Consider the following 26,866-nt stretch of genomic DNA (forward strand, 5'->3'; position numbering starts at 1 on the left):
GAAGGCTTGCTCTTCCGCCATTTTTGTTTGACAACCATGGAAAGATCAAAACGGCATAAGCCGTGAGGGGAAAGTTGGCATGGGCGGATTGTTTTCCGCGCCGGGCTCGTTCTGGGCCTGGATAGGATACATCTTGATCCGCTCTGCGGACCTGCCGGCGTTTTCACCTGGTTCGGGCAATCGACCCTCCTCGCCTGTGGCGACGCAGGGTGGGGAGACGAAATCGCGCTCGGCCTGAAGACTACCGTCACCGTGGCGCTTTTGACGCTTCCCGTCGGCCTCATCATCGGCTTCTTTGTCGCGCTTGGCCAGCAATCGGAAGAAAGGTCGGTGCGCCTTGCGTCGGGCATCTACACCACGATCTTCCGCGGCCTGCCAGAGCTCCTGACGCTCTTCATCATCTATTACGGCCTGCAGATCCTGATCCAGTCGGTGCTCACCTCCTTCGGCTACGAGCAGCGGGTGGAGATCAATGCCTTTGTCGCCGGCATGATCGCGCTCTCGGTGGTCTTTTCGGCCTATTGCGCGGAAGTGCTGCTGTCGGCCTTCCGCGCCATTCCGAGGGGCCAGTACGAAGCCGGCTATGCGCTCGGCCTTCATCACGGCCGCACGCTCGGCCTGATCGTGCTGCCGCAGTTGATCCGCATCGCCCTGCCCGGCCTCACGCAACCTGTGGATGATCCTGCTCAAGGACACCTCCTACGTCTCGATCATCGGCCTTGCCGACATCCTGCGCCAGACCGGTGTCGCCGTCCGCGTCACCAAGCAGGCCTTCTTCTTCTACATTATCGCCTGCGGCCTCTATCTCGCGCTTGCGATCATCTCGTCGATCGGCCTCAGCTATATCGAACGCTGGGCGAAGCGCTCTGGGGCCCGCCGATGAGCTATGCGCAAACCCTCATCCCGCCGCAGCCGGCGCCGAAGGAAATCGTCAAGCCGATAACGGGCACGCGCGTCGTCGGCTCGCTCCTCGTCCTGCTTTGGGCGCTGCTTGCCGCAAGCCTGATCTACATGGTGATCGCCGGCTGGGACGTGGACAAGTTCACGCGCTACGGTCCGCGCTACCTGCACGGACTGATGACGACGATCATCCTGGTGACGATCTCCGTCATCTTCGGCGCAGCACTTTCCCTGCCGCTCGCCTTCGCGCGCATGTCGAAGAACAGGATCATCAGCACGCTAGCCTATTGCTACGTCTACGTCTTCCGCGGCACGCCGCTCTTGGCACAGCTCTTTCTGATCTACTACGGCCTCGGCGGCTTCCGCGCGCAGCTCGAAGCCGCCGGCCTCTGGTGGTTCTTCCGCGACGCCTGGTATTGCGGTCTCTTCTCGATGACGATCAATACCGCCGCCTATCAAGCCGAAATCCTGCGCGGCGCCATCGAAAGCGTGCCGAGCGGCCAGCACGAGGCAGCGTCAGCGCTCGGCATTCACAAGGCCGTCGCCTTCCGCAAGATCGTTCTGCCGCAGGCGCTCATCGTGGCGCTGCGCCCATACGGCAATGAAATCATCCTGCTGATCAAGGGCTCTGCCGTCGTCGCCATCATCACCGTTCTCGATCTGATGGGCGAAACCCGCTACGCCTTCTCGCGCACCTTCGATTATCAGACCTATCTCTGGGCGGCGATCTTCTATCTTTCGATCGTCGAAGCGCTCCGGCATTTCTGGAACTGGATCGAGCGCCGCCTGACACGGCATCTAAAGCGCTGACCGCTTGGTAGCACTCCCATATGAGTGCTGCCAAGCCATTGAAATCAAAAACAAATAGCCTTTTCCTCCCACATCTGTCAAGCTTGCGTTAACCGACGCGTGTTTCCATTCATATAATGTTCACAAACGTGACATGGGAACGAAACCGAGGCTGAGATGAACAAGGATTTCGAAAAGCAGCTTCAGGGATACGGGCTGACGACCGCCCACATCCTCTACCGCCTGCCAGATCACCCGGCGATCCTCCAGACCTACATCTGGCAGGAATACGATCTTGCTCCGGATTTTCCCGAAATGCGCGGCTTTCTGAAGTTCTGGCAGGAGAAACTGGACGGCCCGCTGCATTCGGTGCGCTACATCCACCGCAAGCTGATTTCGGCAACGGAATGGCGCGCCCTGAAAGGCGAGTTCATTCTGCATTGAGGCCGCTAGACATGCGCCTCGCCATGAATGTACTCGCCTCTGTCGGGTTCCCGGCGTAACACGCCGTAGAGGATGGCGAGATAGAAGGCCGCCACGAGGGCAATCGCCACGAGCCCCGGAAGCGGCCCGAGAACGGCATTGTCGATCACATAGGCCCAGGAATGCGTCTGTGCCAGGGCGCTGCCCTCGGTCTGCAGTTTCGGTGTCGTGATTTTCAGCGCCCAGGCAAGCAGCATGATGAGATACATCCAGCTGTAGTTGCGCCGCAGCCGCCGCTGGACGGCATCCGCATAGGTCAGCAGGAACGTCGGCTTGCGCAGGCTGTTTGCGACCACCGGACCCCAATCGCGCGCGGAATTCGCCTCCGGCGACAGGATCTGCGCGAAATAGTTTTTTTCGACCTGCCGGACGCGGGCCCGGTAGATATCGAAGAACCGGTAGCGCCTCGCCTCGATCAGCAAGAGCAGCGAGATCAGCATTATTCCGAAGAGCAGCACGCCATGATGCGCGGTCGGCGTCGACAGCGAGAGGGAGAGCAATGCAGCGACCACCGTGATCGCCCAGTTCGACGTCCGGTCGATGCGATCCCGCCAACTCGTCATGCGTCCAAGTTCGCCGCGATAATAGTGCGCGAGCGTATTGGTGATTTCGACCGGCGTCAGCGGCAGTGGCGGCGTTGCCTCCTTCCGGGCGCTCTCGTCAAGGTCGGGCTTGCTGATGTCCGTCGTCATGGCATTCCTCCCTTTCCTTCTTATTGAGATCTCCATTTTCGCATTCTGCGCCTCCAAGGCCGCCATTGCAAAAGGCGGCAAGCCGCCTTAGAGGCTTGCCTGAACACAAAAAGGTGGTGACGGCAATGGCAAAGAAGATCGACGAGGAAGCGCTTGCGGAAGCCTATAACCGCGCCCTTGCCCTCGAAAAGGCCGGTGACATCGACGCTGCCGTGAGGGCCTATGAGGAGGTGCTGGCAATCGACCCGGAAGACCACGGCGGCGCGGCCGTCCGCATCGCCTCGATGGGCCGCGGCGAAACGCCGGTCAGGGCGCCGGATGCCTATGTCGAAACCCTTTTCGACCAGCATGCCGAAGTCTTCGAGGACGTGCTCGTCGAGCAACTCAGCTACCACGTCCCCATGCTGGTGCGCCAGCGCCTGCAGGAGCTGAAGCTCGACCGCTTCAAGCGCCTGCTCGATCTCGGCTGCGGCACGGGGCTCACGGGCGGCAGCGCTGCGCGACCTCTGCCGAGGAGATGACGGGCATCGATATTTCCGAAAACATGGTCGAGATCGCCCATGAGAAGGAAATCTACGAGACGCTCTATCGTGGCCGAGGTCGAGGACTTCCTCGACGACAACGACGAAGAGCGCCTTCGACCTCATCACCGCGACCGACGTGCTGCCCTATCTCGGCGCCCTGGAGCCACTCTTCTTCGGCGTCGCCGAAAACCTGACCCCCGGGGGCCTGCTTCATCTTTTCCTCCGAGACGCTCCCGCCAGGGACGCTCGACGGCCGCCCTTATACGCCGTCGGCCCGCACCAGCGCTTCGCTGCACGCCGAAGACCTATATCCGCGACCGCCTGACTGCGACCGGCTTCGAGCCTCGTCGGAGATGAGCGAAATCAACGTCCGCATGCAGGAAGGTCAGCCCGACGTCCGGGACATCTGGTGATTGCGCGGTTGGCCGGCTGAGGCGCACGATCCTTCAAGGCCCACTGCGTTCGCTTATGAGATCTAGCCTCCCTGACGCGACATAAGAAATAACGGATCGGCGCGTTGCATCGGATACTTACCCAATCAGGAAACCATCCCTTGCGGCCAGCGCCGCAGCCTGATACTTAGCCATTCAGTAAACTTTCCGATCACTGAAGGCTCGATCCATGTCGCTGGTTCTTTACGGACATCCCCTCGCCTCCTTCTGCCACAAGGTGTTGATCGCGCTTTACGAGAACGGCACGCCTTTCGAAAACCGCACCGTCGATCTGGCCGATGAACCGTCGAGCGCCGATCTCTTCCGCTTTTGGCCGGTCGGCAAGATGCCGGTCCTGCGCGACGAGGCGCTGGACAGCACGATCCCCGAGACGAGCATCATCATCGAATATCTCGACCGAGCATTACCCCGGCCCTATCCGCCTGTTGCCGGACGATATCGACCGGGCGCTTCGCGTCCGCCTCTGGGACCGCTTCTTCGATCTCTATGTGCAGACGCCGATGCAGAAGATCGTCACCGATACCCTCCGGCCGGACGGCGGCAAGGATCCGCACGGCGTGGAAGAGGCACGCGGCACGCATGCAACGGCCTACGGCATGATCGAGCAGCAGCTCGGCAGCAACCAGTGGATCACCGGCGACAGCTTCACGATGGCCGATTGCGCTGCGGCACCAGCCCTCTTCTATGCCGAAACGCTCGTTCCCTTCGGCGACGACCAGCCGAAGCTGCGCGCCTATTACGAACGCCTGCTCGAGCGGCCGTCCTTTGCGCGGGTGCTGAAGGAGGCACTGCCCTACTTCAAGTTCTACCCGTACAGTTACCAGCTCCCCGAGCGCATCCGCAGCGAAATGCCCACCGAATGATCATGGAACCTGCCGCCCTCGACCGGATGTTTCACGCTTTGTCCGACCGCAGCCGCCGCGGCATGGTCGATCGCCTCGGCCGCGGCCCCGCCTCCGTCATGGAGCTGGCAAAGCCTCTCTCCATGACGCTGCCGACAGTGATGAAGCATCTAAGCGTGCTGGAATTGAGCGGCCTCGTGCAGTCCGAAAAGGCCGGCCGCGTCCGCACCTACCGCCTGCAGCAGGACGCGCTTGGCCATCTCGATCGCTGGATTTCCGAGCGAAATCGACAAAGCTAACCTAACGCGCCGCTTCCTTGCCGAGGATCGCCGCAAGCAGCTTGCCCTCCAGTTCGGCGAGTTCGGCATTGCCGTGCCTGCGCGGATGCGGATAAGGGATCGCCAGATCGAGCGCGATCCGCCCCTCATCGAGCACGATCACCCGGTCGGCCAGATGCACCGCCTCGCTGACGTCATGCGTCACGAGTACGGCGGTGAAGCCGAGTTCGCGCCAGACGCGATTGAGGAGTTCCTGCATGCTGATGCGCGTCAGAGCATCCAATGCCCCGAGCGGTTCGTCAAGCGCCAGCACGCCGGGCTTGCTCACCAGCGCCCGGGCCAGCGCCACGCGCTGCCGCTGGCCGCCGGAAAGCCGTGACGGCCATTCCGACGCCTTCTCGGCAAGCTGCACTTCGGAGAGCACCGCGGCCGCTTGCGCCAGTGCCAACCGCTTCTCCACATTGTCGCCAAGCCCGACGGCTGCATTCTCCGCCACGCTCAGCCACGGCAGCAGGCGCGGCTCCTGGAAGACGATGCGCGCGTTCGGCTGGCCCTCGGCACCGGCGGTATCTTCGAAGCGCAACTCACCGGCCGTCGGCTGATCGAGCCCCATGAGTATCCGAAGCAGCGTGCTCTTTCCGCAGCCGCTCTTGCCGATCACCGCGACGAACTGGCCCGCCGGAATGTGCAGGTTGATGCCGCGCAAAACCCGGTTGCCGCTGAAACTCTTCTCAAGGCCCGTCAGCGTGATCGAAGCGGCACCGGCTTGCGCAACGGCCGCTTCCGTCTCGTATTCCGGCTCAGCAGTCCCCTGGAAGCGCTCATGCGTGATGACGGTCATTGCGTCTCTCCTATTTCTGATAGACGGGGTTCCACGTCAGCGTCCGCCGCTCCAGCGCCCGCGCCACGACATCCGCCAGCTTGCCGAGCACGGCATAGATCACCAACGCCAGCACCACGACATCCGTCATCATGAACTCGCGGGCATTGTTCGCCATGTGGCCGATGCCGGAGGACGCGGCGATCGATTCCGAAACGATCAGCGTCAGCCACATGATGCCGAGCGCATAGCGCAGCCCGACGAAGATCGAGGGCAGCGCGCCCGGAAAGATCACTTTGCGAAACAGCGTCCAGCCGCCCATGCCGTAGACCCTGCCCATCTCGATCAGGTCGCGGTCGACGTTGCGCACGCCGTGATAGGTATTGAGATAGACCGGGAAAAGCACGCCGAGCGAAGTGAGGAAGAGCTTCGATTCTTCGCCGATCCCGAACCAGAGAATGACAAGCGGGATCATCGCCAGATGCGGAATGGTGCGCAGCATCTGCAATGTCGTATCCGTCAGTTGCTCGGAAATCTTCGAAACGCCGTTCGCAATGCCGAGCAGGAAGCCGATCGACCCGCCGACGATGAGCCCCGCGAAAGCCCGGCACGCACTGACGAGAACGTCATGCGGCAACTGCCCGGATAGCGTGGCTCGACCAGAAGGCGACAGCCACATCCGCCGGTGACGGCATGACACGTGAGGAGATAAGCCCCTCCGAAGACGCCGCCTGCCAGGCGAGAATGATTACGAGCGGCACCGAAAGGGCAGCAGCGCTTCGCGGCTCGGAAGCGAAAATCGAGAGCGCACCTTGCGGCTCTCCTGCCGGCCATCGCTCGCGTGAACGGCGTTTCGAAAACCGACATGCTTATCTCCTTGCGTGCTTTGAAATCAGGAGCCGGAAACGACCTTCAGATTGCCGCCATGGCTGCCGCCGCCGAAGACCCGGTGACGGCCGAAATCGCTCTTGAGGCCGTGGTGCTGCTCCTGGCGGTCGAGCCCGAGTTCGGGAAACAGCAGTTCGGCGACACGGTAGGCCTCTTCCAGATGCGGATAACCGGAGCCGATCACCGTCTCGATGCCGAGGTCCTGGTATTCGCGAAGCCGTGCGGCGACCGTCTTTGGCGAGCCGACCAGTGCTGTCCCGGCACCGGCGCCGCACAAGACCGACGCCGGCCCCAGAGGTTCGGCGAGACCTCCAGCTTGTCCGGCGACCGCCCCATGAAGGGCCGCCATGCGCGCCTGGCCGACGGAATCGAACTCCTTGGCGAAACGCTGCTGCGCTTCCTCGATCGTCGCATCGTCGAGCTTGGAGATCAGCCGGTCGGCCGCCGCCCATGCTTCCTCATCCGTTTCGCGGACGATGAAATGCAGGCGGATGCCGAAGCTCACGTCACGGCCTTTCTTGGCCGCGGCGGTGCGCACGCGCTCGATCTTTTCGCCGACCTGTGCGGGCGGCTCGCCCAGGTAGAGATGTACTTCTGAACATCGGCACCGAGAAATCGATCCCGGCATCCGACGAGCCGCCGAAATAAAGCGGCGGTCGCGGGGTCTGGAACGGAGCCGGAAAGCCGAGCTGCGCATTGGTTGCCTTGATATATTTGCGGTCGAAGCTCGCGACACCCTTTTCCAGCAGCTCTTCCCAGACGGTGAAGAACTCGTCTGCATGCGCATAGCGCTCGTCATGCTCCAGATGGATGCCGTCTCCGGCAAGCTCGCCCGGGCTGCCGCCGACAACGATGTTGAGCAGCACGCGGCCGTTCGAGATGCGGTCGAGCGTCGTCGTCAGCCGCGCATAATAGGCGGGCGACGCGGTGCCTGGACGGATCGCGACGAGGAACCTCAACTTCTCGGTCTTGGCCGAAAGGGCCGCGGCCGTCACGAAGGACTCCTCGCAGGCGACGCCCGTCGGCAAAAGCACGCCGGAATAGCCGAGCCGGTCGGCGGCCTGCGCGATCTGCGTCATGTAGCCGATATCCGGCGCGCGGGTCAGCTCGCCGGAGCCGAGATAGGCCCCGTCGCCGGAGGTCGGGATGAACCACAGGAAATCGATAGGCTTGGATGAAGCGCTCATGGGTCGGAAAACTCCTTTGAAAACCGGAACAGAAATCAGCTCGCCTTCGGCCGCCAGACGATGTCGCCGGTGGTCAACGGCTTCGGCACGATGCCGAGCTTGTAGAATTCATCGGCAAGCGCCTGCTGGTAGGCTGCCGCTTCGTCGGTGATGGTCGTCACGGCGCCGAGATCGGCGCCCGGCCGCGACAGCGTCACGCGGGTCACCTCAGCCGGCACGCCGGTGATTTCGGAGAGCTCCTTGACCGTCTCGTCGAGCTTGCCCTGCGCCGACTTACCGACCTTGCCGAGTTCATCGATCACGTCGACGATCACCTGAGCGTTGGCATCGGTGAACTCCTGATTGGCGAGGAAGTAGCTGTATGAGGTAACGATGCCCTCGGCCGTCGTCAGGATACGGGTCTCCGGATCGGCCTCGGCGATTGCAAGGTAAGGGTCCCAGAATCGACCAGGCATCGATGCTGCCGTTCTTGAAGGCAGGGGCCGCATCCGGCGGCGCAAGGTCCAGCGGCTGGACATCATCGATCGTCAACCCCGCCTTGCGTAAGACTTTTACCGTAACGTTATGCGCGCTCGACCCGCGCTTAAACGCAACCTTCTTTCCCTTCAGGTCTTCGAGTGTCTTGATCGGAGAATCCTTGCGCACGAGGATCGCCGAACCCGCCGGGCTGCCACGATAGGTGCCGACATAATAGAGATGGCCGCCTGCAGCCTGCGCAAAGAGCGGCGGCACGTCGCCTGTCGCGCCGAAGTCGAGCGCACCGGCACCGAGCGCTTCGAGCAGCGGCGGGCCGGAGGTGAATTCTGACCAGTTGACCGAAATGCCGCGATCGGCAAGTCGGCTCTCCAGCGCCCCGCGGCGCTTCGGCGAGCGCCAGCACGCCGTTCTTCTGCCAGCCGATTCCGGAATTCGGTGGCTGCAGCGCGTGCGGGTTTGATGGCCGGCAGAACGGCGGTCGCCGCAGCAGCGCCAGAAAAGTCCGAGCGTCTGGCGTCGAGAGATCGTTGGCAATCCCCTTTTCTTCACGGCAGCATCCTTGAACTGCCGGTTCGTTGCGATGCTTTGATAATGATAATCTCTATATATTATATCGACAATTTTATTTGTAAGTTTTGCCGCCACGGCAATTTTGCTGACCGGAATGTGCCCGTTTTGCGAAATTTTATTCCAAATCATGCCGTCGAGTTTGCGCAGGCAAACCGGACCGGCATTACTTTGGCTTTCCTGCCGCGGCACTTTCGGCTAATCATGCCCCGAATTCAGGAGAAGGATCTGGCATATGGCAAAAGTCGCGTTCATCGGTCTCGGCGTGATGGGTTTCCCCATGGCAGGTGGCTTGAAGACGAAGGGCGACCACGACGTCACGGTCTATAACCGCACGGTATCCAAGGCTGCGGACTGGGCTGCCAAGTTCGGCGGCAAATCCGCCGCGACGCCTGCCGAAGCTGCAGCAGATGCCGATTTCATCTTCACCTGCGTCGGCAATGATGACGACCTGCGTTCGGTCACCACCGGCAAGGGCGGCGTTGTGGAAGGCATGAAGAAGGGCGCCGTGCTCATCGACAACACCACCGCCAGCGCCGAAGTCGCCCGCGAGCTTTATGAAGCCGCCAAGGCAAAAGGCAGCGATTTCATCGACGCGCCGGTTTCCGGCGGCCAGGCAGGGGCCGAAAACGGCCAGCCCACCGTCATGTGCCGGCGGCGACGCCGAGGCCGTCTGGCGCGCGTGGCAAGCCAGGTCGCTCGACGCGCTATGCCCGCAGGCGATCGAGCCTCATGGGGCCTGCCGGGCTCGGGCCAGCTGACCAAGATGGTCAACCAGATCTGCCATCGCCGGCGTCGTCCAGGGCCTCGCCGAAGGCCGTGCATTTCGGCCAGCGTGGCCGGGCTCGACACCGACGAAGCGTCTATCGACGTCGGTGTCCAAGGGGGCGGCCCGGCTCGTGGCAGATGGACAACCGCCGGAAGACCATGCCGCGCAGCGGCGAGTTCGAGTTCGGCTTCGCCGTCGACTGGATGCGCAAGGACCTCGGGCATGGTGCTCGACCGAGGCCCGATCGCCAACGGCGCGCAACTGCGCGCTGGCCGCGCTGGTCGACCAGTTCTCACGGCGAGGTCCAGGCGATGGGCGGCGCCCGCTGGGATACCTCCTCCCTGCTCGCGCGTCTGGAAAAATGATCGGCCCCTCCGCAAGCGCAGCCGAGCTGATCGCGCATCTGCAGACGCTGCGCTCGGAGGAAGACATTGCCGGCATGATCCGCTTCGGCATCGTCACCGGTAGCGCGCTCGGCATCTCCAATCCCGATCTCCAGGAAAAATCGCCCGCCTTGCGGAAGAAGGACCACGCCCGCGCGCAGGAGCTCTGGCAAAGCGATATCCGCGAGGCACGCATGCTGGCGCTCTACACAGCCGAGCCGAAGAAGCTCACGCCCGCCGAAGCCTGCCGCTGGGTAAAGGATTTCAACTCCTGGGAAATCGTCGATTGCGCTGCAGACCTCTTCGTCGAGGCGAGGCTCGATGACGTAATTTTGCAATTTGCCGCCGACGATCGCGAGTTCGTCCGCCGCACCGCCTTCGCCATGATCGCCGGCGCTGCTGTCCACCGCAAGCAGGACCCGGACGAAACTCTCCTCGCCTGGCTCCCCTTGATCGAGGCGCATTCCGGCGACCCGCGCAACTTCGTGCGCAAAGCCGTCAACTGGGCGCTGCGCAACATCGGCAAGCGCAGCCGCGACTGCCACGCCCCGGCTCTGGCCCTCGCCGAACGCCTTGCCGCAAGCCCCGACAAGATCGCCCGCTGGATCGGCAAGGACGCCGTCCGGGCGTTGACCAATGAGAAGGTAGTGGGGCGATGGACCTAGGAGCCCGGCGAGTGCGAGCATGGGGGAATGCAAGGGCACACGCGACGTTAGCTATTTGCAGCATCAGTGCGGCGTGTCTGCGCCGTGAATGAATGATGCGACGTTAAGGGTCTTCCGCCCCAAGGACTTGGGCGCACTGGTCTGTGACGAGCACAAGGCATGAGGCAGGGCAATAGCAGCACAAAACAGTAACGTTGCCGGTGCGGCTACTTGGCCGCGATAATTAGCGGCACGTGCCAACCTTGCTCTTCCCGCAGAATGGCTAGACCTCACTCCTCGCCGGATTTCGGATTATCCAGCAGCATGTAATCGAGCGGCAGTTCGGTCGTATATTTGATCTGCTCCATCGCAAACGCGGAGGACACGTCGCGAATTTCGATCTTGGCGATCATGCGCTTGTAGAAAGCGTCATAGGCCGCAATGTCAGGCACGACGACGCGCAGCAGGTAATCGACGTCACCGCTCATGCGATAAAATTCGACGACTTCCGGAAACTCGGAGAACCACCTCGGAGAAACGTTTCAGCCATTCGATGGAATGGGAAGCGGTGCGGATGGAAACGAAAACCGTGACCTTGGTGTTGACCTTGACCGGATCGAGCAGCGCCACGCGCCGGCGGATGACGCCGTCTTCTTCCATCTTCTGAATACGCCGCCAACAGGGCGTCGTGGAAAGGCCGACCTTTTTCGCCAGATCGGCAACGGCCAGCGTGGAATCCTTCTTGCAGAATGCGCAAAATCTTACGGTCTAGGCGATCCAATGCGTCTACCCTCCTGAATTAATTTCCTTTCAATACACTAATTTCGGCAGAAAAACAGAAAATTGTTTCACTAAAGCCGCATTTCCACATGTTGTCGCAGAACCGGCAGCAGCTCCTCCGCGAACCATGGGTTCTTTTTCAGCCAGCCGGTGTTGCGCCAGCTGGGATGCGGCAGGGGCAAGAATGCCGACCGGACTGCGGCATGGAGACAGCGTCTCGCGCCACGCCTTGCACCGTTTCGGTCATGGTTTCGGCTTGCCGCCTTCCGCCCAGGTGCCATGCCTGGGCATATTGGCCGCATGGCGAGGATCAAGCTCGATCTGCGGCATTGCCGACCGATCACCCGCTGGCGCCAGTGCGGCGCGCATTCGCGCCGGGGCGGCAGGTCGCTGCCCTTGGCGTCGTAGCCGCGGAAAACGGAAGCCCATGGGCACGATGGCGAACCGCTCCGGGTCGTCGAATGTCTCGCGCTCGACGCTGCAGCCAGTGGCGCAGCCGGTCGCCGGAGGCATCGTTGAAGGGCAACGCCGCTTTCGTGCACCCTGAAGCCCGGCGCCTGGCCCGGCAATCAGGATGCGCGCCGTGGTCGACATGACGACGACCGGCCGGGGCTCGTGCGGCAGCCGGTCGTCGGCCATTCGCAGTGAGCGGCATATCGCGGCAGATGACGACAGCGGGCGATTTCGCCGCGCAGCGCGGCCAAGCGCCGTCATCACGCACCGGCGCTAGCTCGACCATGGTCCCGTCCACGCGATGGCGGACAATGGTGAACCCGCACCCGGCGTCCTCCAAATCCGCGATTGCACGGTGCTCCCGGCCGCGCACGTCGCGACGGTCCGCTCGAATGTCTCCCGCCCAGATGACCTGCGCCTCCCTGCGCGCCGCCGACTGCTCCTCTTGCCGAACTGGTAGTTCCCATGATGCGACGGCCATGACCCGCCGACCACCATTTCCGATGAGATCGATGCCTGCCGCTCCGGACACGATCGACCGAGCAGCCGGCCGTAACTGGTCCTGCTGGCACCGCCGGCATCAGGATAAATCCCGTCCGGCCGGGCCAGACCGCTGCAGTGTCTCGGCGCGCCTCCTCGGCCGCACGGCCCAGCGCGTTCCGCCGCGCGCGCAGATCATGTCTGCGCAAGCTCCGGCGCATCGATGCCGTGCAGCCGGATGCGTTCGGCACCGTTCGTCAGGCGTGTCGCCGTCTGATCACGCATGAAGTCGGCCGGCGTGCACGGTTATCGCGGCTTGATCTGATCGAGCTTGGCGGCGATCAGCCAGACCGAGCGCGAGCCGTGGCGAGAGCGGTAGCCCGCCGTCGCGTAATCGTTCCGAAAAACGCACTGCTTTTGCCTCGCATTTCGCCTCCTGTGAACAACAAACCGTTGGCAGAAATGGCAAACAACTCCTTTAACGGCAGCATCTGCTTGGGATTACTGCGCGTAATCTGCAAGGGTTCATGTCACCCGCGTTGTGCACAATGAGTACCGGCGTCAGCACGTCGACCGACAAGATCATCGTCGACCGCTCGCGCAGTCACCGCAACAAGGCGGTCTCCAGGCGCGGTGACGGCAGACGCGCGAACGGCTGCAATCCGGCCGCTGCTGGCGGAACCGCCGCCTATCGATCGCGGACGCGCTGAGGATGCACATCGACCGAGACCTTCATTCAGGGCGCGATCGATCATGCCGCTTCTTCGTGCATCATCATTGCGGTCCTCGGCATCTATTTCACAGGCAACACACAAATCTTCCTCTGGGCCGTACTGACGCTGACTGCCTATGCGGCAAACATCTATCTCGTGCTGGCCAAGCAAGCCCGCAAAACAGGAGATCATCTCCGGAAACCTCCGGCGCTGCAAATGGCGCTGCGTCTTGCTCTTCGGCCAGCTGATGATCGGCAGCTGCATGGGCCGTCTTTGCGCTGTCAGGACTGCAGCGCCTGCGATCCCTCCGGCTTCATCTCTTCTTTAAGGGCACGACGCTTCTCATCGCGCTTTCCGTTGACGGCAATGTCGAATTTCATGCTGACGCCCGCCGTGCTCGTTGCCTTCGCACCCTCCGTCGTGGCACTCGCTGCAAAGGCCGGCATCTCGCGCGACCTGCTTGAGCTCAGCCTCACTGCCGTTTTCACGACGACCATCATTTTCTTCAACTACATAAGCGACCGCCTCTTCCAGTCGAACCTCAAGATCCTCTCCTTCCAGTCGGAAAAGGACGACTTGATCGCCGAGCTCGAAGTCGCCAAATCCATGTCCGACGAAGCGCGCCGGCGCGCGGAAGAGGCAAACCTTGCCAAGTCGCGCTTCCTCGCCTCCATGTCACATGAGCTGCGCACGCCGCTGAACGCCATCCTCGGCTTCTCCGAGGTGATGTCGGCCGAGGTCATGGGCCCGCTGAACAATCCGACCTACAAGGAATATACGAACGACATCCACCGCTCCGGCCAGCATCTGCTCGAACCTCATCAACGAGATCCTCGACCTATCGCGCATCGAGGCCGGGAAATACGAGCTCATCGAAGAAGCGATCTCGCTCCTTGATATCGCGGAAGATTGCATCGGCATGGTGCAACTGCGTGCCAGGGGCAAGAACATTTCCATCACCCAGCAGTTCGAACCGGAGCCTGCCGTACTGTCTGGGCCGACGAGAAGTCGTTGCGCCAGGTGGTGCTGAACCTGCTCTCAAACGCAGTGAAGTTCACGCCGCAAGGCGGTGAAATCCATGTCAAGGTCGGCTGGACGGCAGGCGGCGGCCAGTACATCTCCATCAAGGACAACGGCCCCGGCATTCCAGAGGACGAAATCCCCGTCGTGCTCTCCGCCTTCGGCCAGGGCTCGATCGCCATCAAGAGCGCCGAACAGGGCACCGGCCTCGGCCTGCCGATCGTCCAGGCGATCCTTGCCAAGCATGACGGCCAGTTCGTCCTGAAATCAAAGCTGCGCGAAGGCACCGAAGTGATCGCCATCCTGCCTGCCAGGCGCGTGCTGCAGAGCCTGCCGGCCGTCGAGGAAGCGCAGCGCCGTTTCACCGCAAGCCGGAAGAGCTTCGCTTAATCACGGCAATCTGCACGAAACCAGGGTGACAGATCAGTGCAATTGATGTTGAGCGTCAGAGAGGAAAGCCCGCGGCAAGATGACGTGGCGTCGGCTCGCTCTTACTGTCCGATGCAATTGCGGCTTCGCTCTATCCCGGCGAGACTCGCAGAGCCGCTCGATCCGGAGACATTGTCCGCACCCCATATTTCGAGTCTTTGTCGCACGCCCTGGCGATCTTTCCGCAGCAGGGTGCTGCGCGCTCTTCGACGATCATGATCGGCACCGGCGGAGCTCAAGCGGATGATCGTGGATCAGAGGATCAGACAAAGGGGCGTTGGAAGAGCACCGTTGCAAGCCGTTGGAAGCCAGCGGCCTTGTCCAAAGGAATTCGTCTTATCAAGATGGAAGTCGGTATCAGGAATACGGATGGACAAAGCCTGTATCGTTCAGCCGGATACAAGGAGCGCAGGCCCCTTCGGCGCTTACAGGCCGTCACCGATCAGCCTGTTTTTCGAAAAAGCGATCGGAGAAAATCCTGATGCCTGACGCCATCCGCCTCAGGCGAAGACGATCGCGATGAGGCGCGTGCCGATCGTGACGAGAAGATAGAGCCCGCACGCGGCAAGCGCGCAGAGGACGGCAAAGGAGCCAAGATCCTTCGCATGTTCGCCGACCATCGAGATTTCCGGCGAGATGCGATCGATCACCTCCTCGATTGCCGTATTCAGCGCCTCCACGGCGAAGAGCACCAGAAATAGCACGACGGCAATCATCATTTCCGCAAAGCGATGCACCGACGGCGGCAAGCAGGATCAGCGAAACCGCGGCAAAAAGCAGCTCCTGCCGGAAAGCCGATTCCTTGATCAGACGCTGGAAACCCGCCCAGGAATAGACGGCGGCAGCGAAGAAATGGCTCACACCCGTCAGTTTGCCTATGGCAGGTTTGGTCAAAGCGCGCCCTCGTCTTGCAGTCGGCGGCGGCCGCAGCCGCCGTCCATCGGTCAAAATGCGAATACCGGTTCCAGGCTTCCGCCGCAAGCACCCGTCATCCGTCTGACACAAAGCTGCAGCGCTCAGTGTCCGTTGGTAACGCCCGCCTGCGAGAATGTCGCCATTCCGGAATGGCAGGCCGCGGCGGCCTTCACGATGCCGGCGGCAAGGGCCGCACCCGTTCCCTCGCCAAGCCGCATGCCGAGCGCCAGAAGCGGCGTTTTGCCGAGCATCTCGATCGCCCTGAGATGCCCCGGTTCGCCTGAGACATGGCCAATCAGGCAGTGATCGAGCGCCGACGGATTGGCCGCCTGCAGGATGGCGCCTGCCGCCGTCGCCACATAGCCGTCGATCAGCACCGGTATCTCTTCGACGCGCGCGGCGAGAATGGCGCCGGCCATTGCCGCAATCTCGCGGCCGCCGAGGCGGCGCATGACTTCCAGCGGATCGTTCAGATGGTCGCGGTGCAGCTCGACAGCGCGCTCGACGGCTGCCACCTTGCGCTCCAGCATCTCGCCCTCAGAACCGGTTCCCGGGCCGACCCAGTCGCGCGCCGAGCCGCCGTAAAGCGCGTAATTGATCGCCGCAGCGATCGTCGTGTTGCCGATCCCCATCTCGCCGATGCAAAGCAGGTCCGTGCCACCCGCAATCGCCTCCATGCCGAAGGCCATGGTCGCCGCGCAGTCGCGCTCGGAAAGTGCTGCCTCTTCGGTGATGTCGCCGGTCGGATAGTCGAGCGCCAGATCGAAGACCTTCAGCCCGAGATCGTAGGCGACGCAGATCTGGTTGATCGCCGCACCACCGGCAGCGAAATTCTCCACCATCTGCTGCGTCACCGCCGGCGGAAAGGGCGTGACGCCCTGTTTCGCCACGCCGTGATTGCCGGCGAAGATCGCAACCAGCGGCCGGTTGACGGCCGGCGCCCTGCCCGTCCAGGCCGCCAGCCAGAAGGCGATCTCCTCGAGCCGCCCAAGCGCGCCCGGCGGCTTTGTCAGCTGCGCGTCGCGCTCGCGCGCTGCCACCAGCGCCCGGGTATCCGGTCCCGGCAGATCGCGCAGCAGCGCACGGAAATCGTCGAACGGCAGGCCTGAAACGCTCATGAATGCAGCTTCCTTGTATTTGCATCTGTCCGGAGATCCGGGACCAACTTGTCTTTTGCAGACAAATCGGCTTCTTTCGTCGCGACTCTATTAAAGGCAGCGGCCAGGCGTCACAACTCGAAAAGCGTCGCACCTTCATGCATGAAGTTGGGGACATGAACATCAAGGCCTATGCGCTCGACACCGCCCGCGCCGTCGCTTTCCTGAGCCGGCTTCCCGTGCCGCAATGGGTTTTTTACGCAGACGACGGCAAGCTCAGTCGCACGGTACGCGCCTTCCCGCTCGCCGGTATTCTGATCGGCCTTCTTCCGGCTCTCGTCTTTCTCATTCTCCTTGGCCTGCGCGCCGACCGTCTGATGGCGGCGTTCGTCGCACTCGCCGTCCAGACGCTCATCGCCGGCGCGCTGCACGAGGACGGGCTCTCCGACACTGCCGACGGCATCGGCGGCGGACGCGACCGCGACCACGCGCTGGCGATCATGAAGGACAGCCGCATCGGCAGCTACGGCGCGATTGCCCTCGTCTTCTCGCTAGCACTTCGCGCCGCAGCGCTTGCCGCCATCGCCCGCGAGGTCGCCCCGCTTGCCGCCGCCTTCGCTATCCCTGCGGCCGCCTGCCTCAGCCGTGCCGCCCTCGTCTGGCACTGGCACCGTCTGCCGCCCGCAAAGACGGACGGCATCGCCGCCTCCTCGGGCCAGCCCGGCGAAAGCGCAATGCATGTCGCGGTCGTGTCGGCCTGCCTCTTTTCGGCCCTTCTCGTCTGGCCGGCGCTCGGCCTGCTGGCGCTTGTCTGCAGCCTGCTTGCAACCGGCATCGCGGTCATCGCCTTCACGCTCTATATCCGACGCAAGCTTGCCGGCCATACGGGGGACACGCTCGGCGCCGCCCAGCAGATTTCCGAAATCGCAGCCTTCTGCGCCCTTGCCACGGCCTTGTGAAATCACGATATTCCGCTGATGCAAACGCCCTGCATCCACGTATGCTCGATCGATCCCGCAACCGGCTTTTGCACGGGTTGCGGCCGCACGCTTCAGGAGATCGGCAACTGGATGTCCTATTCGGATGAGGAAAGGCAGCGCATCATGACTGTCCTTGCCACGCGCCTCTTTGCCGAACCGGCGGTCCTGGTCCGCCGAGGCGGCCGCAATGCCGGAGCACCGTTCATGAACCGGCTCGGGCTCTTCCTTCTGATCCTCGGGATCGGCCTTGCGGTGCTCGTCTATAACCACGACAGCGACCGCGTGCTCGGCATGAACATCGACGATTTCGGGCGCATGATCTATCTCCTGCCGATCGTGCTGATGCTGTCTGCCGGCATTTGGGCAAGCCGCCGCAGCGCCGGCGAAACCATGCGCAACCTGATGATCTGGCTGGTCATCATCCTGGCCCTCGCAACCGTCTATCTCTACCGCCAGGACCTGTTCGGCGTCGGCAACCGCCTGCTTGCCGGCCTTGTTCCCGGCCGTGCCGTCGTCGTCACCACCCGCGACGGCAGCAGCGAGATCATCCTGCACAAACTGCTGAACGGCCATTTCGAGGCCGACGTCTCCGTCGACGGCCAGACGATCCCGATGCTCGTCGATACCGGCGCCAGCATGGTGGCCTTGTCGCATGCGGATGCCGAGCGGATCGGCATCATCCCTGAAAACCTCAGCTTATTCGATGACCGTCATGACGGCGAACGGCCGCGCCCGCGCCGCGCCCGTGACGCTCGACCGCATCGCCATCGGCCCCATCGTGCGCACAGACGTCGCCGCCAGCGTTGCCGCAGACGGCGCGCTCGACCAGAGCCTGCTCGGCATGAGCTTCCTCCAAACGCTGGGTTCCCTGCAGATGCAGACAGACGAGCTCAGGATGCGCGACTAGGCTGCAAATAGCAGGCAACAGGGCGCGCTTCTCCTCATTGCCACGGCCACGTATCATCGGCGACGACAATGCACCACGCATAGCCAACGGGGTATGGTAAAATCGCGGAGGCCTATTCGGTGATCGGCATCCGCTCTGCGTTCCAGCTTAACTCAATCATACCTATGCGGCTATATGTCAATCAATAGTCAGCGGGGTATGGATCCCAAATGTCGAACGCTCCCGATATGCTCTTCAGAACGCTCGCCGATCCGACCCGGCGGGCTCTCTTCGAGCGGCTGTGCCGCGAGGGAGAAAAGACGGTCGGAGCCCTGACGGCCCGGGCCGGGGTCTCACAGCCGGTCGTCTCAAAGCATCTGGGAGTCCTGAAGCAGGCCGGGTTGGTGCGCGACCGACACGAAGGCCGCCATACGCACTATAGCGCGCAGCTCGGCGCCTTGGCCCCGCTGATCGACTGGACAAGCCAGATGGCGGGATTCTGGCAGAGCCGGTTCAACGACCTCGAAGATCTGCTCAAAAGGATGGACCAATGAACAAAGCCGCGACCGAAGCGCTTTCCGTCATTGTCGAACGGGAGATTCCTTTTCCACCGGAAAAGATCTGGCGCGCGCTCACGCAACCACACCTGATCGAGGAGTGGCTCATGAAGAACGACTTCAAGCCTGACGTAGGCCACCGTTTCAATCTTCGCGGAGACTGGGGCGGCGTGCTGGACTGCGAAGTCCTCGCCGTCGAGCCGAACAGAACACTGTCCTACACTTGGAATTTTGCGCACGACGATGCAGCCTTTAATCTGCAGAGCGTGGTGACCTTTACGCTCACCCCAACGCGCACGGGGACCCACCTGCGCATGGAGCAGTCGGGCTTCCGGCCGGATCAGAAGCAGGCTTACGGAGGCGCAAAGGCAGGGTGGCAGCAGTTCTTTGCAAACTTGGAGCAGGTCTTGACACGGGCAGACTGATGTTTTCCGTGTTGCGCTTCGGCTGATACTCAGAGGAGATTCCATTGAATTGGAATAAATGGATTCGGCACTTCCACCGCTGGCTGTCTATCGCCTTTACGGCGACCGTCATCACCAACTTCGTCGCTATGGGATTGGGAGAACCTCCCGGCTGGGTCGTCTACTCGCCACTGCTGCCGCTATTCTTGCTCCTGTTTACCGGTCTCTATATGTTCGTGCTGCCTTACGCCACGAAGTGGCGCAGCGCGCGAAGCGTCAGCGGGGAGGCATGAACACAATGGACCGCAAGACGCCCAGGAAGTCAGCGAAGGCAAACGAGGCCACAGCCAAACCGGCCTCCACAGAACCGGTCCTCCTCTCAGGCGGCAACCCTCAGATCGCCAAGGGTTACGGCGACGCCCCCGTGCAGGCCTACATCGCGGCCATGCCGGGCTGGAAAAGCGACGTCGGGCGCCGCCTCGACGCGCTCATCGTGCGCACCGTCCCCGGCGTGCACAAGGCGGTCAAATGGAACTCGCCCTTCTATGGTGTCGAGGACCAGGGCTGGTTCCTCAGCTTTCATTGCTTCACGAAATACGTGAAAGTGGCGTTCTTCCGCGGCACGTCGCTGCGTCCTGTTCCGCCCGGCGAGTCCAAGCACAAGGACGTGCGCTATCTCGACATCCATGAGGACGACAGCTCGGACGAAGCTCAGTTCGCCGATTGGGTGAAGCAAGCCAGCCAGTTGCCCGGCGAACGACTGTGAGCAGCGCACCATCATGATGAAGGCGACAACCACGCATGAAGAAGACACGCCGTCAAGAGAAGCAGAAGCGTCTCCGTCTCAACTGATCGATGCGAAAGATAGCGGCGCTGAGCGATTGGCGGGGCGGGACGCTCGCCCGGCTGCGAAGCCTCATCAAGGAGGCCGATCCTGAAGTGGTCGAGGAGGTAAATGAGAAAGCCCTCGAACATGTCGGGGTTCCGGTGTGGGAGCACGCCGGCATCATCTGCACCGGCGAAACCTATAAGAATGCCGTGAAATTGACCTTCGCCAGGGGTGCCTCGCTGGAGGATCCCTCAGGCCTCTTCAACTCCAGCCTCGAAGGCAACACCCGGCGCGCCATCGATTTCCACGAGGGCGACGAGATCGATGAAGAAGCGTTGGAGGCGCTCATTCGCGCCGCTGTGGCACTGAACACGTCGCAGAAGGCACCAAAGAGGGCTTGAGGAGCGGCGCATAGCGTCAAGGCCCGGCTCTATATTCTTCAACCCATGGAACCTTGCGTCCCGCATCCGGGTTGAAAGGATTGAAAGGAGGCGCTGGCCATGGATAATCCCTCGAAGCAACTCGCGGACGAATATATACGCCTGGGCGGCCATCGCCGCGCGGTGATCGACGATAACATCGTATCGACACGCTGCTGGGAAAAAGATACGCCCGAGGCCGCACAATTCTGGAAAGACCGTATAGACACCCTGGATGCCGCCAACCGCAGGCAGGTCGTATCCTTCCTGCCGACAATCAACAGGATCTAATCGCCGGCCGGCACAGTCTTGCAAAGGCGGCCGATCATGTCGAACAGCGCCAAGACCGGCGGCCGGAGGCGTTTAACTGGCACCAGCCGCACTCGCTTCGGTAAATCGGTCGAAAGCCAAGCGCAGACCGATGATGTGGGCGATGGCGCAGCGCTCAATGTATCGCCTTGTTTCGGTCGCCGCCGCCATCGATCTGAACTGCACGGAAGGCGATGCCCGCCTCGTCACCGGTGACAAGCTCTTCATACCGTCGTCGAGATCGAGCACGGCAGGCGCTTAGAGCGCGGCGTTATCGAAGGCGACATCGCCGTCGACAACATCCCGCCCGGCGCAGGCCTGTCTCAGTTCCGCAGCCGGTATCCCGTCTTGAAAATCCAGCCAAGCGTCGCAAGGCAGATCGCCAGGAACATGGTGATCATCCCAAGGCTGAGCAGCGGATTGACGTCGGCGATGCCGTAGAAGCTCCAACGGAAACCGCTCACCAGATAGAGCACCGGATTGAAGTGGCTGACGGCCTGCCAGAAGGGCGGCAGCATGTTGATCGAATAGAAGCTGCCGCCGAGGAAGGTCAGCGGCGGCACCACGAGCATCGGGATCAGGTTCAATTGCTCGAAGTTGCCTGCCCATATGCCGATCATGAAGCCGAACAGGCTGAAAGTGACCGCCGTCAGCAGGAAGAACAGGATCATCATGAAGGGGTGCTCGATCCTGACCTCCACGAAGGCATTGGCCGTCAGAAGGATAATCGAGCCCGATCAGCAGCCCCTTGGTGGCCGCAGCTCCCACATAGCCGAGCAGGATCTCCGTCATCGCAACCGGCGCTGACAGCACCTCGTAGATCGTGCCGGTGAATTTCGGAAAATAGATGCCGAAGGAACCGTTGCCGATGCATTGCCCGAGCAGCGTCAGCATGATGAGCCCCGGCGTGATGAAGGCGCCGTAGGAAACGCCTTCCACCTCTTGGATGCGCGAGCCGATCGCCGCGCCGAAGACGATGAAATAGAGTGAGGTGGAAATCACCGGCGAGAAGACGCTCTGCAGCAGCGTGCGGCGCGTGCGCGCCATTTCGAAGAAATAGATCGACTTGATGGCTTCCAAGTTCATTTCGTGCCTCCCACGAGCGCCACGAAGATATCCTCGAGCGAACTCTGCCGCGTCGAAAGATCCTTGAAGTGGATGTTCTGCGCCGCAAGTCGGGTGAGCAGCGCGGCAATGCTCTCCTGCTCGCTATGCGCGTCGAAATCGTAGATCAGCCGGTTTCCGTCGGGTTCCAGCGACAGGCCGTTTGCCGGAGAAACATTCGGGCAGCTCGTCCAGTGGTTCGGCAAGCTCGAGGATCAGCTGCTTGCGGCCGAGCTTGGTCATCAGAGCGGTCTTGTCTTCGACCAGAAGCAGCTTGCCGCCGTTGATCACGCCGACGCGGTCGGCGATCTCTTCGGCCTCTTCGATGTAATGCGTCGTCAGGATGATGGTGACCCCGGACTCGCGCAGCCTTTCCACGACCCGCCACATATCCTTGCGCAGCGTCACGTCGACGCCCGCCGTCGGCTCGTCGAGGAACAGGATCTCCGGCTCGTGGCTGAGTGCCTTGGCGATCAGCACGCGCCGCTTCATGCCGCCGGAAAGCTCCCGCAGCATATTGTCCTTCTTGTCCCACAGCGAAAGGTCGCGCAGCACCTTCTCGATATGCGCCGGGTTCGGCTTCTTGCCGTGCAGCCCGCGGGAAAAGCTCACCGTATTCCAGACGGTCTCGAACTGATCCGTCGTCAGTTCCTGCGGCACCAGCCCGATCATCGTCCGCGTCGCCCGGAAATCCTTGACGACATCGTGCCCGGCGACCAGCACTTGGCCGCTGCTCGGATTGACGATGCCGCAGACGATCGAAATCATCGTCGTCTTGCCCGCGCCGTTCGGCCCGAGCAGGGCCAGGATCTCGCCCTTCTCGACATCGAGATCGATGCCTTTCAGCGCCTCGAACCCGTTGGCGTAGCTTTTTGTGAGATTTCGGATGGAAATGATGGGTGCCATTGCGGATTTCTTGAGTATTTCCTCGTTTTTCGTCCGCTATATAGCCCCTTTGTTACACTTTGACATCCTGCCGGCGCTGAACAGACTATTCAGCGAAAGCATCTTTATGCGTAGATGCTGATGAGGAACCGCGCCGCAGTGACGATCAGGAAGATACCGAAGCCGATCTCCAATTGACGCTTGCTCATCCGGTGGGCGAGCCGCGCGCCGATCGGCGCGATATACATCGTCAGCGGAATGATGAACACCACGGCGATCCAGTTGATGAAGCCGGTCGAAAACGGTGGCAGGCCCGATACCCCCCAACCGGCCCAGACATAGCCGAACAATCCGGGCAGCGAGATCAGCACGCCAACGCCTGCAGACGTCGCCACCGCCTGGTGCATCGGCCGCGAATAGAGCGTCATGAAGGTATTGTTGAGAACGCCGCCGCCGATCCCCATCAGGCCGGAAAGAATACCGATGCCCGTCCCGACCAGGAACTTGAATGGATTACCCGGCAAATCGCTGCCGAGCCGCCAGCTCGCGCGGTTGAACATCATGCGGAAGGCGACGAGCATCGCGACGGCTGCAAAAATCAATCGCAAGGTCACGCTCGACGCTTCAGAGGCAATCACCGCCGCGATGATCGCGCCGAGCGGCACGGCGATGATCCAACCGCTCAGGAGCTTCTGGTCGACCGCCCCGTGACTGCGATGCGCCATATAGGACCTGAGCGACGTCGGAACGATAATTGCAAGCGAAGTTCCGACCGACAGGTGCATGCGCACCGCCTCCGGCACATCGAGCCAGCCGAACACCTGATAAAACACCGGAACGAGGATCGCGCCGCCGCCGATGCCGAAGAGACCGGCAAGCAGGCCCGCAACCGCGCCCGCAGCCGCCAGCATCACTGCAAAAAGGGCAAGCTCCGAAACAGCCGGCATCGCGATCTCCCCCACCTTCCACGCAGGCCGGATCACGGCAAAGAAAATCAGCCGCAGGTTTTATTTGTCATCAAGCGGTGATCTTCTTCGCAGATAAGAAGTGTCGAGGCAAGCAACGGCTTCCGCGCCGCCGCCCATTGCTTTGCGGAACCGTTTCCAGGGCGCTCGTTACGTCCGATTTTCGCTGCCTCGCGTATAGTAAGCAGTCATTGCCAGTCACGAAATCCTAAGAATCCGGCCTCGCGTTCCCCTTCCCGGCCGGCCCAGCTTGAGCCGGCTCTTGAGCCGGCTTTCTTTTTTTCGTCTAAAGGCATCGATTCCTGCCATACCGAAGTGAAATTACGCATGCCTCAGGATATTCACCAGGCGGCCGAAAGGGTCGCGCACGTAAAACCGCCGCACCCCCCAAGGCTCGCTCGCCGGACCATATTCCACCGCGATACCTTCGCGGATGACCCGCTGATAGACCTCATCGAGATTGTCGACTTCGATAGAGAGGTCGGGCACAGCCGTTCCGGAGCCACCTTCGGTCGCAAAGCTGACCTGCGGCCCCGCGCTCGCATCCGCCGAATAAGTCACGATCCATCCATGATCCATGACGACATCCATGCCGAGGATGCCTTGATAGAAAGCCTTGGCGGCTTCTATATCGGAAACCGCGATGTTCGCGACAATGCGTTTGACGGTCATGTCGCCCTCCCTGGTAGCGTGCCATGGGACAATACCCACGGTCGCAATGGTGGGACGTAATTTGGTCGCCTATGCGGCAGCCGGCCAGGTAAGCTGCCTCTCGTGGGCAATGTCTGCGTTTTGGCAAAGCGGAAGGGTTTGTTTTCCGACGATGGCTGATCTCGGTTAAAATCGTACAGCGTGGGGCCTCAGTGATTTTACCTCAGCAACAGATCGATCCGGTGTCGGATTGGCAAAGCCTCGTACGTCTTAGGATCGTCAATTCCATCAATTCAAAAGGATCACGACCATGCCGAACACCATACGCTTGCATCGCGTCCTGGCAACCAGCCCGGAGAAGGTCTATCGCGCGTTTGTCGAAGCGGATGCGCTCGCCAAGTGGCTTCCCCCTAACGGCTTTACCTGCACTGTGCATCACTTTGAACCGACAGTCGGCGGAAAGTTCAAAATGTCCTTCCGGAACTTTACAACGGGCAAAAGCCACGCATTTGGTGGCGAATATCTCGAGCTCGCCCCAGGCGAACGCCTGCGCTACACGGACAGATTCGACGACCCCAACCTGCCTGGCGAAATGGAAGTCGCTGTGACTTTGAAGAAAGTTTCGGTCGGGACCGAGCTGGAGATAACGCAGGCAGGCGTGCCCGACGTTATTCCACCAGAGGCTTGTTACCTTGGTTGGCAGGAGTCGCTGCGAAACCTGGCACGGCTCGTCGAACCGGAGATCAATGAGTAGCACTCAGGATCGAGCAAGGCTGTCGGGATCGGATCGCGTCGACGCTTTTCGCGATCTGGTCTGAGAATCCGCTTTAAGTCGGCATTGCCAATGCGAGCGGTCCTCCTGGCTCCCGACGCCAAGCTGCCATCCGCCGGTCCCGCATCGGTCGCCCACCAGGCTTAATTGCAATAAACCCTGCCGCCTTTGCGGGATCTGAGATCGAAGTGAAAATGGTTCCAGTGCTCCGGGTTGCTGCCGGGGCCGAGCACGGTGTTGAAATACCGGCAGCTGTCGGAGCGCACGGCCTTGAGTAGCCTGCCCTCGCGGAACGAGAAGAGGCCCTTCCTGCGCACATCGATCTGGTGGCCGTTCTTCAGCACGAACTTGCCGACGTCGATTGCGTTGCCGCGTGCGTGTTCGGACATCGGATTGTATCTCTGGCGGCTGTTGTTCATGCGCCGGCAGGAATAGCCGCCGAGCGGCTGGATCGTCTTGACGCCAGACCAGTAGCGAAAGCGGGCCGATGGCGCGAGTTCGTTCTTCACCCATTTGGCGAAGGCAAGCGTCACCTGGCAGTTCAGCGTCACCGCAGGCCTCACGCCGATCTTGCCGGAAAGCCCCTGCAGCGAGACCGGATAAGGCACCTGGCAGGACGGGCCGTCGTTGATCGCCGGCTTATCGGTGAAGATCACGCCCATGCGCTTCAGCTCACGGCGGCAGGCAAGCTCGGAGGCCGGCATCACGTTCGGGTCGGGGGCGACCGGCCGGCTCATCATCGGGTCGTTCGGCCTGAGCATCGCCACTTCCTGGCTCTCGTCCTCTTCGGGAACGCGCGACGGCTCGATCACCGAACGGCCGTCGTTCCACACGGGGGCACGGCTCATCTCGGCCTGCGCTGCGGGCCGCGGCATTGCCGTCCGGTTCAATTGCGTCGGATTGTCGGTGCCGATCCCGTCGACCACAGGTTCCGCCGAATTTCCTTCGGCGATCTGCATCTGCTGTTCCTGCGCCAGCCCGACGACGGGTTCCGCGCCAAGCTCCGCATCCATGTTGACGCCACCGGAAGGCACTGCAAGCTGCTGGGTGCCGCCCCAGTTCTGCGGCTGCCCCTGCCCTTGCGCCAGTCCCTCATCGCTGTCGATCATCGGCAGCTTCTTCGGCATCGGCTGGCTGCCCGCGCGCGCAGAATGCCCGGCGCCAGCAAGGTTCGGCGTGTCGAGATAATCGATCGAGCCTTCCGTGTTTGAAACCGGTGCGTTGGAAACGGGATAGGACGCCTGCGCATCGGCGGGCGCCATGCGCATCGCACCTTGCCCCGGCATAGGCGAGATTGAACTCACCTTCGTGCCCCGGTCGATGCTTGCCGGCGGTATCATGCCGTCGCTGATGGAACAGGTCGCGAGGCTGGTGGATATCAGGACCGGCAGCGCGACGCGCCGCAAAAGGGAGGTAGACACAATACTCTCCATCGCTCCCGCAGCCCTGCTTGCATTGAAGAATTTGACTCGAATTTAGCTAAAAACGATGAATGAAAGCTTACCCCTGCGAGCGGAGCCGGG

General features: G+C 61.9%; 22 protein-coding genes and 14 pseudogenes. 21 read left to right on the top strand and 15 right to left on the bottom strand.

Going from position 1 to position 26,866, the window contains the following annotated elements:
* Positions 1–79 precede the first annotated feature (79 nt).
* The 3 genes and pseudogenes from ACW4PC_RS06935 (at position 80) to ACW4PC_RS06945 (ending at position 2,133) form a co-directional block, all read left to right on the top strand.
* Positions 80–883, top strand: a pseudogene (locus ACW4PC_RS06935) (ABC transporter permease).
* Entirely contained in the window at positions 880–1,710 is an 831-nt protein-coding gene (locus tag ACW4PC_RS06940) for an ABC transporter permease (RefSeq protein WP_455873275.1), read from the top strand. The pseudogene ACW4PC_RS06935 and the gene ACW4PC_RS06940 overlap by 4 nt, the downstream one beginning before the upstream one ends.
* Before the next feature lie 156 nt (positions 1,711–1,866).
* Positions 1,867–2,133, top strand: coding sequence for an usg protein (locus ACW4PC_RS06945; protein ID WP_455873276.1), 267 nt, complete (start codon positions 1,867–1,869; stop codon positions 2,131–2,133).
* A gap of 5 nt (positions 2,134–2,138) precedes the next feature.
* Here the strand turns inward: ACW4PC_RS06945 and ACW4PC_RS06950 are convergent, their stop codons facing one another.
* Positions 2,139–2,864, bottom strand: coding sequence for a DUF2270 domain-containing protein (locus ACW4PC_RS06950; protein ID WP_455873277.1), 726 nt, complete (start codon positions 2,862–2,864; stop codon positions 2,139–2,141).
* 125 nt (positions 2,865–2,989) lie between these two features.
* On the opposite strand from ACW4PC_RS06950, the pseudogene ACW4PC_RS06955 reads away from it, so the two are divergent.
* From ACW4PC_RS06955 to ACW4PC_RS06965, 3 genes and pseudogenes are all read left to right on the top strand, one after another.
* A pseudogene (locus ACW4PC_RS06955) lies at positions 2,990–3,821 on the top strand (methyltransferase).
* A gap of 188 nt (positions 3,822–4,009) precedes the next feature.
* Positions 4,010–4,703, top strand: a pseudogene (locus ACW4PC_RS06960) (glutathione S-transferase family protein).
* Entirely contained in the window at positions 4,700–4,981 is a 282-nt protein-coding gene (locus ACW4PC_RS06965; protein ID WP_455873278.1) for an ArsR/SmtB family transcription factor, read from the top strand. Before ACW4PC_RS06960 ends, ACW4PC_RS06965 begins: the two are co-directional and overlap by 4 nt.
* Before the next feature lies 1 nt (position 4,982).
* On the opposite strand, the gene ACW4PC_RS06970 is transcribed toward ACW4PC_RS06965, so the two are convergent.
* The 5 genes and pseudogenes from ACW4PC_RS06970 to ACW4PC_RS06990 form a co-directional block, all read right to left on the bottom strand.
* Positions 4,983–5,801, bottom strand: coding sequence for an ATP-binding cassette domain-containing protein (locus ACW4PC_RS06970; protein ID WP_455873279.1), 819 nt, complete (start codon positions 5,799–5,801; stop codon positions 4,983–4,985).
* A gap of 10 nt (positions 5,802–5,811) precedes the next feature.
* Positions 5,812–6,614 (bottom strand): annotated as a pseudogene (locus tag ACW4PC_RS06975) (ABC transporter permease subunit).
* A 58-nt stretch (positions 6,615–6,672) separates the two neighbouring features.
* Positions 6,673–7,284, bottom strand: a complete 612-nt coding sequence (locus ACW4PC_RS06980; RefSeq protein WP_455873627.1) for an LLM class flavin-dependent oxidoreductase — start codon at positions 7,282–7,284, stop codon at positions 6,673–6,675.
* Entirely contained in the window at positions 7,175–7,855 is a 681-nt protein-coding gene (locus ACW4PC_RS06985; protein WP_455873280.1) for an LLM class flavin-dependent oxidoreductase, read from the bottom strand. The genes ACW4PC_RS06980 and ACW4PC_RS06985 overlap by 110 nt, the downstream gene beginning before the upstream one ends.
* Positions 7,856–7,890: 35 nt before the next feature.
* Positions 7,891–8,857: pseudogene (locus ACW4PC_RS06990) on the bottom strand (aliphatic sulfonate ABC transporter substrate-binding protein).
* A 277-nt stretch (positions 8,858–9,134) separates the two neighbouring features.
* On the opposite strand from ACW4PC_RS06990, the pseudogene ACW4PC_RS06995 reads away from it, so the two are divergent.
* Positions 9,135–10,033 (top strand): annotated as a pseudogene (locus tag ACW4PC_RS06995) (NAD(P)-dependent oxidoreductase).
* Complete coding sequence (locus tag ACW4PC_RS07000) at positions 10,030–10,716, top strand: DNA alkylation repair protein (RefSeq protein WP_455873281.1); 687 nt, start codon at positions 10,030–10,032, stop codon at positions 10,714–10,716. The pseudogene ACW4PC_RS06995 and the gene ACW4PC_RS07000 overlap by 4 nt, the downstream one beginning before the upstream one ends.
* A gap of 269 nt (positions 10,717–10,985) precedes the next feature.
* Here ACW4PC_RS07000 and ACW4PC_RS07005 read toward each other — a convergent pair.
* Both ACW4PC_RS07005 and ACW4PC_RS07010 read right to left on the bottom strand, forming a co-directional pair.
* Positions 10,986–11,476, bottom strand: a pseudogene (locus ACW4PC_RS07005) (Lrp/AsnC family transcriptional regulator).
* Positions 11,477–11,718: 242 nt separating this feature from the next.
* A complete protein-coding gene (locus tag ACW4PC_RS07010; protein ID WP_455873282.1) occupies positions 11,719–12,114 on the bottom strand; it encodes a hypothetical protein in 396 nt (131 codons plus the stop codon).
* Positions 12,115–12,956: 842 nt separating this feature from the next.
* On the opposite strand from ACW4PC_RS07010, the pseudogene ACW4PC_RS07015 reads away from it, so the two are divergent.
* Together ACW4PC_RS07015 and ACW4PC_RS07020 are read left to right on the top strand one after the other, a co-directional pair.
* Positions 12,957–14,531: pseudogene (locus ACW4PC_RS07015) on the top strand (sensor histidine kinase).
* A gap of 197 nt (positions 14,532–14,728) precedes the next feature.
* Positions 14,729–15,052 carry a hypothetical protein gene (locus ACW4PC_RS07020; protein WP_455873283.1) on the top strand — a complete coding sequence of 108 codons (324 nt, stop codon included), beginning with the start codon at positions 14,729–14,731 and terminating at the stop codon, positions 15,050–15,052.
* A gap of 18 nt (positions 15,053–15,070) precedes the next feature.
* Here the strand turns inward: ACW4PC_RS07020 and ACW4PC_RS07025 are convergent.
* Both ACW4PC_RS07025 and cobT read right to left on the bottom strand, forming a co-directional pair.
* A pseudogene (locus tag ACW4PC_RS07025) lies at positions 15,071–15,464 on the bottom strand (diacylglycerol kinase).
* Positions 15,465–15,586: 122 nt separating this feature from the next.
* Positions 15,587–16,603, bottom strand: coding sequence for a nicotinate-nucleotide--dimethylbenzimidazole phosphoribosyltransferase (cobT, locus tag ACW4PC_RS07030; RefSeq protein ID WP_455873284.1), 1,017 nt, complete (start codon positions 16,601–16,603; stop codon positions 15,587–15,589).
* A gap of 155 nt (positions 16,604–16,758) precedes the next feature.
* Here cobT and ACW4PC_RS07035 point away from each other — a divergent pair, with 155 nt between their 5' ends.
* The 10 genes and pseudogenes from ACW4PC_RS07035 (at position 16,759) to ACW4PC_RS07080 (ending at position 21,228) form a co-directional block, all read left to right on the top strand.
* Complete coding sequence (locus ACW4PC_RS07035) at positions 16,759–17,541, top strand: adenosylcobinamide-GDP ribazoletransferase (RefSeq protein ID WP_455873285.1); 783 nt, start codon at positions 16,759–16,761, stop codon at positions 17,539–17,541.
* Between the two features lie 18 nt (positions 17,542–17,559).
* Positions 17,560–17,709: pseudogene (locus ACW4PC_RS07040) on the top strand (DUF1289 domain-containing protein); the annotation flags it as partial.
* 57 nt (positions 17,710–17,766) lie between these two features.
* Positions 17,767–18,469: pseudogene (locus tag ACW4PC_RS07045) on the top strand (TIGR02281 family clan AA aspartic protease).
* A gap of 209 nt (positions 18,470–18,678) precedes the next feature.
* Positions 18,679–19,002, top strand: a complete 324-nt coding sequence (locus ACW4PC_RS07050; RefSeq protein ID WP_039845103.1) for an ArsR/SmtB family transcription factor — start codon at positions 18,679–18,681, stop codon at positions 19,000–19,002.
* The gene (locus tag ACW4PC_RS07055; protein WP_455873286.1) at positions 18,999–19,430 is read left to right on the top strand and encodes an SRPBCC family protein; all 432 of its coding nucleotides are present in this window, start codon (positions 18,999–19,001) and stop codon (positions 19,428–19,430) included. The genes ACW4PC_RS07050 and ACW4PC_RS07055 overlap by 4 nt, the downstream gene beginning before the upstream one ends.
* A gap of 44 nt (positions 19,431–19,474) precedes the next feature.
* The gene (locus ACW4PC_RS07060) at positions 19,475–19,702 is read left to right on the top strand and encodes a hypothetical protein (protein ID WP_455873287.1); all 228 of its coding nucleotides are present in this window, start codon (positions 19,475–19,477) and stop codon (positions 19,700–19,702) included.
* 5 nt (positions 19,703–19,707) lie between these two features.
* Positions 19,708–20,175, top strand: coding sequence for a DUF1801 domain-containing protein (locus ACW4PC_RS07065; RefSeq protein ID WP_455873288.1), 468 nt, complete (start codon positions 19,708–19,710; stop codon positions 20,173–20,175).
* A 13-nt stretch (positions 20,176–20,188) separates the two neighbouring features.
* Positions 20,189–20,639 (top strand): annotated as a pseudogene (locus ACW4PC_RS07070) (DUF1801 domain-containing protein).
* Between the two features lie 99 nt (positions 20,640–20,738).
* Entirely contained in the window at positions 20,739–20,948 is a 210-nt protein-coding gene (locus ACW4PC_RS07075) for a hypothetical protein (protein ID WP_052451528.1), read from the top strand.
* A 142-nt stretch (positions 20,949–21,090) separates the two neighbouring features.
* Positions 21,091–21,228 (top strand): hypothetical protein, encoded by a 138-nt coding sequence (locus tag ACW4PC_RS07080; RefSeq protein WP_455873289.1) that lies wholly within the window; start codon positions 21,091–21,093, stop codon positions 21,226–21,228.
* Between the two features lie 61 nt (positions 21,229–21,289).
* On the opposite strand, the pseudogene ACW4PC_RS07085 reads toward ACW4PC_RS07080, so the two are convergent.
* The 4 genes and pseudogenes from ACW4PC_RS07085 to ACW4PC_RS07100 form a co-directional block, all read right to left on the bottom strand.
* A pseudogene (locus ACW4PC_RS07085) lies at positions 21,290–22,052 on the bottom strand (ABC transporter permease).
* Positions 22,049–22,976 (bottom strand): annotated as a pseudogene (locus ACW4PC_RS07090) (ABC transporter ATP-binding protein). Before ACW4PC_RS07090 ends, ACW4PC_RS07085 begins: the two co-directional pseudogenes overlap by 4 nt.
* Before the next feature lie 104 nt (positions 22,977–23,080).
* Positions 23,081–23,902, bottom strand: a complete 822-nt coding sequence (locus tag ACW4PC_RS07095; RefSeq protein WP_455873290.1) for a sulfite exporter TauE/SafE family protein — start codon at positions 23,900–23,902, stop codon at positions 23,081–23,083.
* 339 nt (positions 23,903–24,241) lie between these two features.
* Positions 24,242–24,592, bottom strand: coding sequence for a VOC family protein (locus tag ACW4PC_RS07100; protein ID WP_455873291.1), 351 nt, complete (start codon positions 24,590–24,592; stop codon positions 24,242–24,244).
* Positions 24,593–24,881: 289 nt separating this feature from the next.
* Here ACW4PC_RS07100 and ACW4PC_RS07105 point away from each other — a divergent pair, with 289 nt between their 5' ends.
* Entirely contained in the window at positions 24,882–25,325 is a 444-nt protein-coding gene (locus ACW4PC_RS07105; protein ID WP_455873292.1) for an SRPBCC family protein, read from the top strand.
* A gap of 161 nt (positions 25,326–25,486) precedes the next feature.
* On the opposite strand, the gene ACW4PC_RS07110 is transcribed toward ACW4PC_RS07105, so the two are convergent.
* Positions 25,487–26,764 (bottom strand): extensin-like domain-containing protein, encoded by a 1,278-nt coding sequence (locus tag ACW4PC_RS07110; protein ID WP_455873293.1) that lies wholly within the window; start codon positions 26,762–26,764, stop codon positions 25,487–25,489.
* Between the last annotated feature and the right edge of the window lie 102 nt (positions 26,765–26,866).

This window comes from Rhizobium yanglingense, from assembly GCF_977109285.1.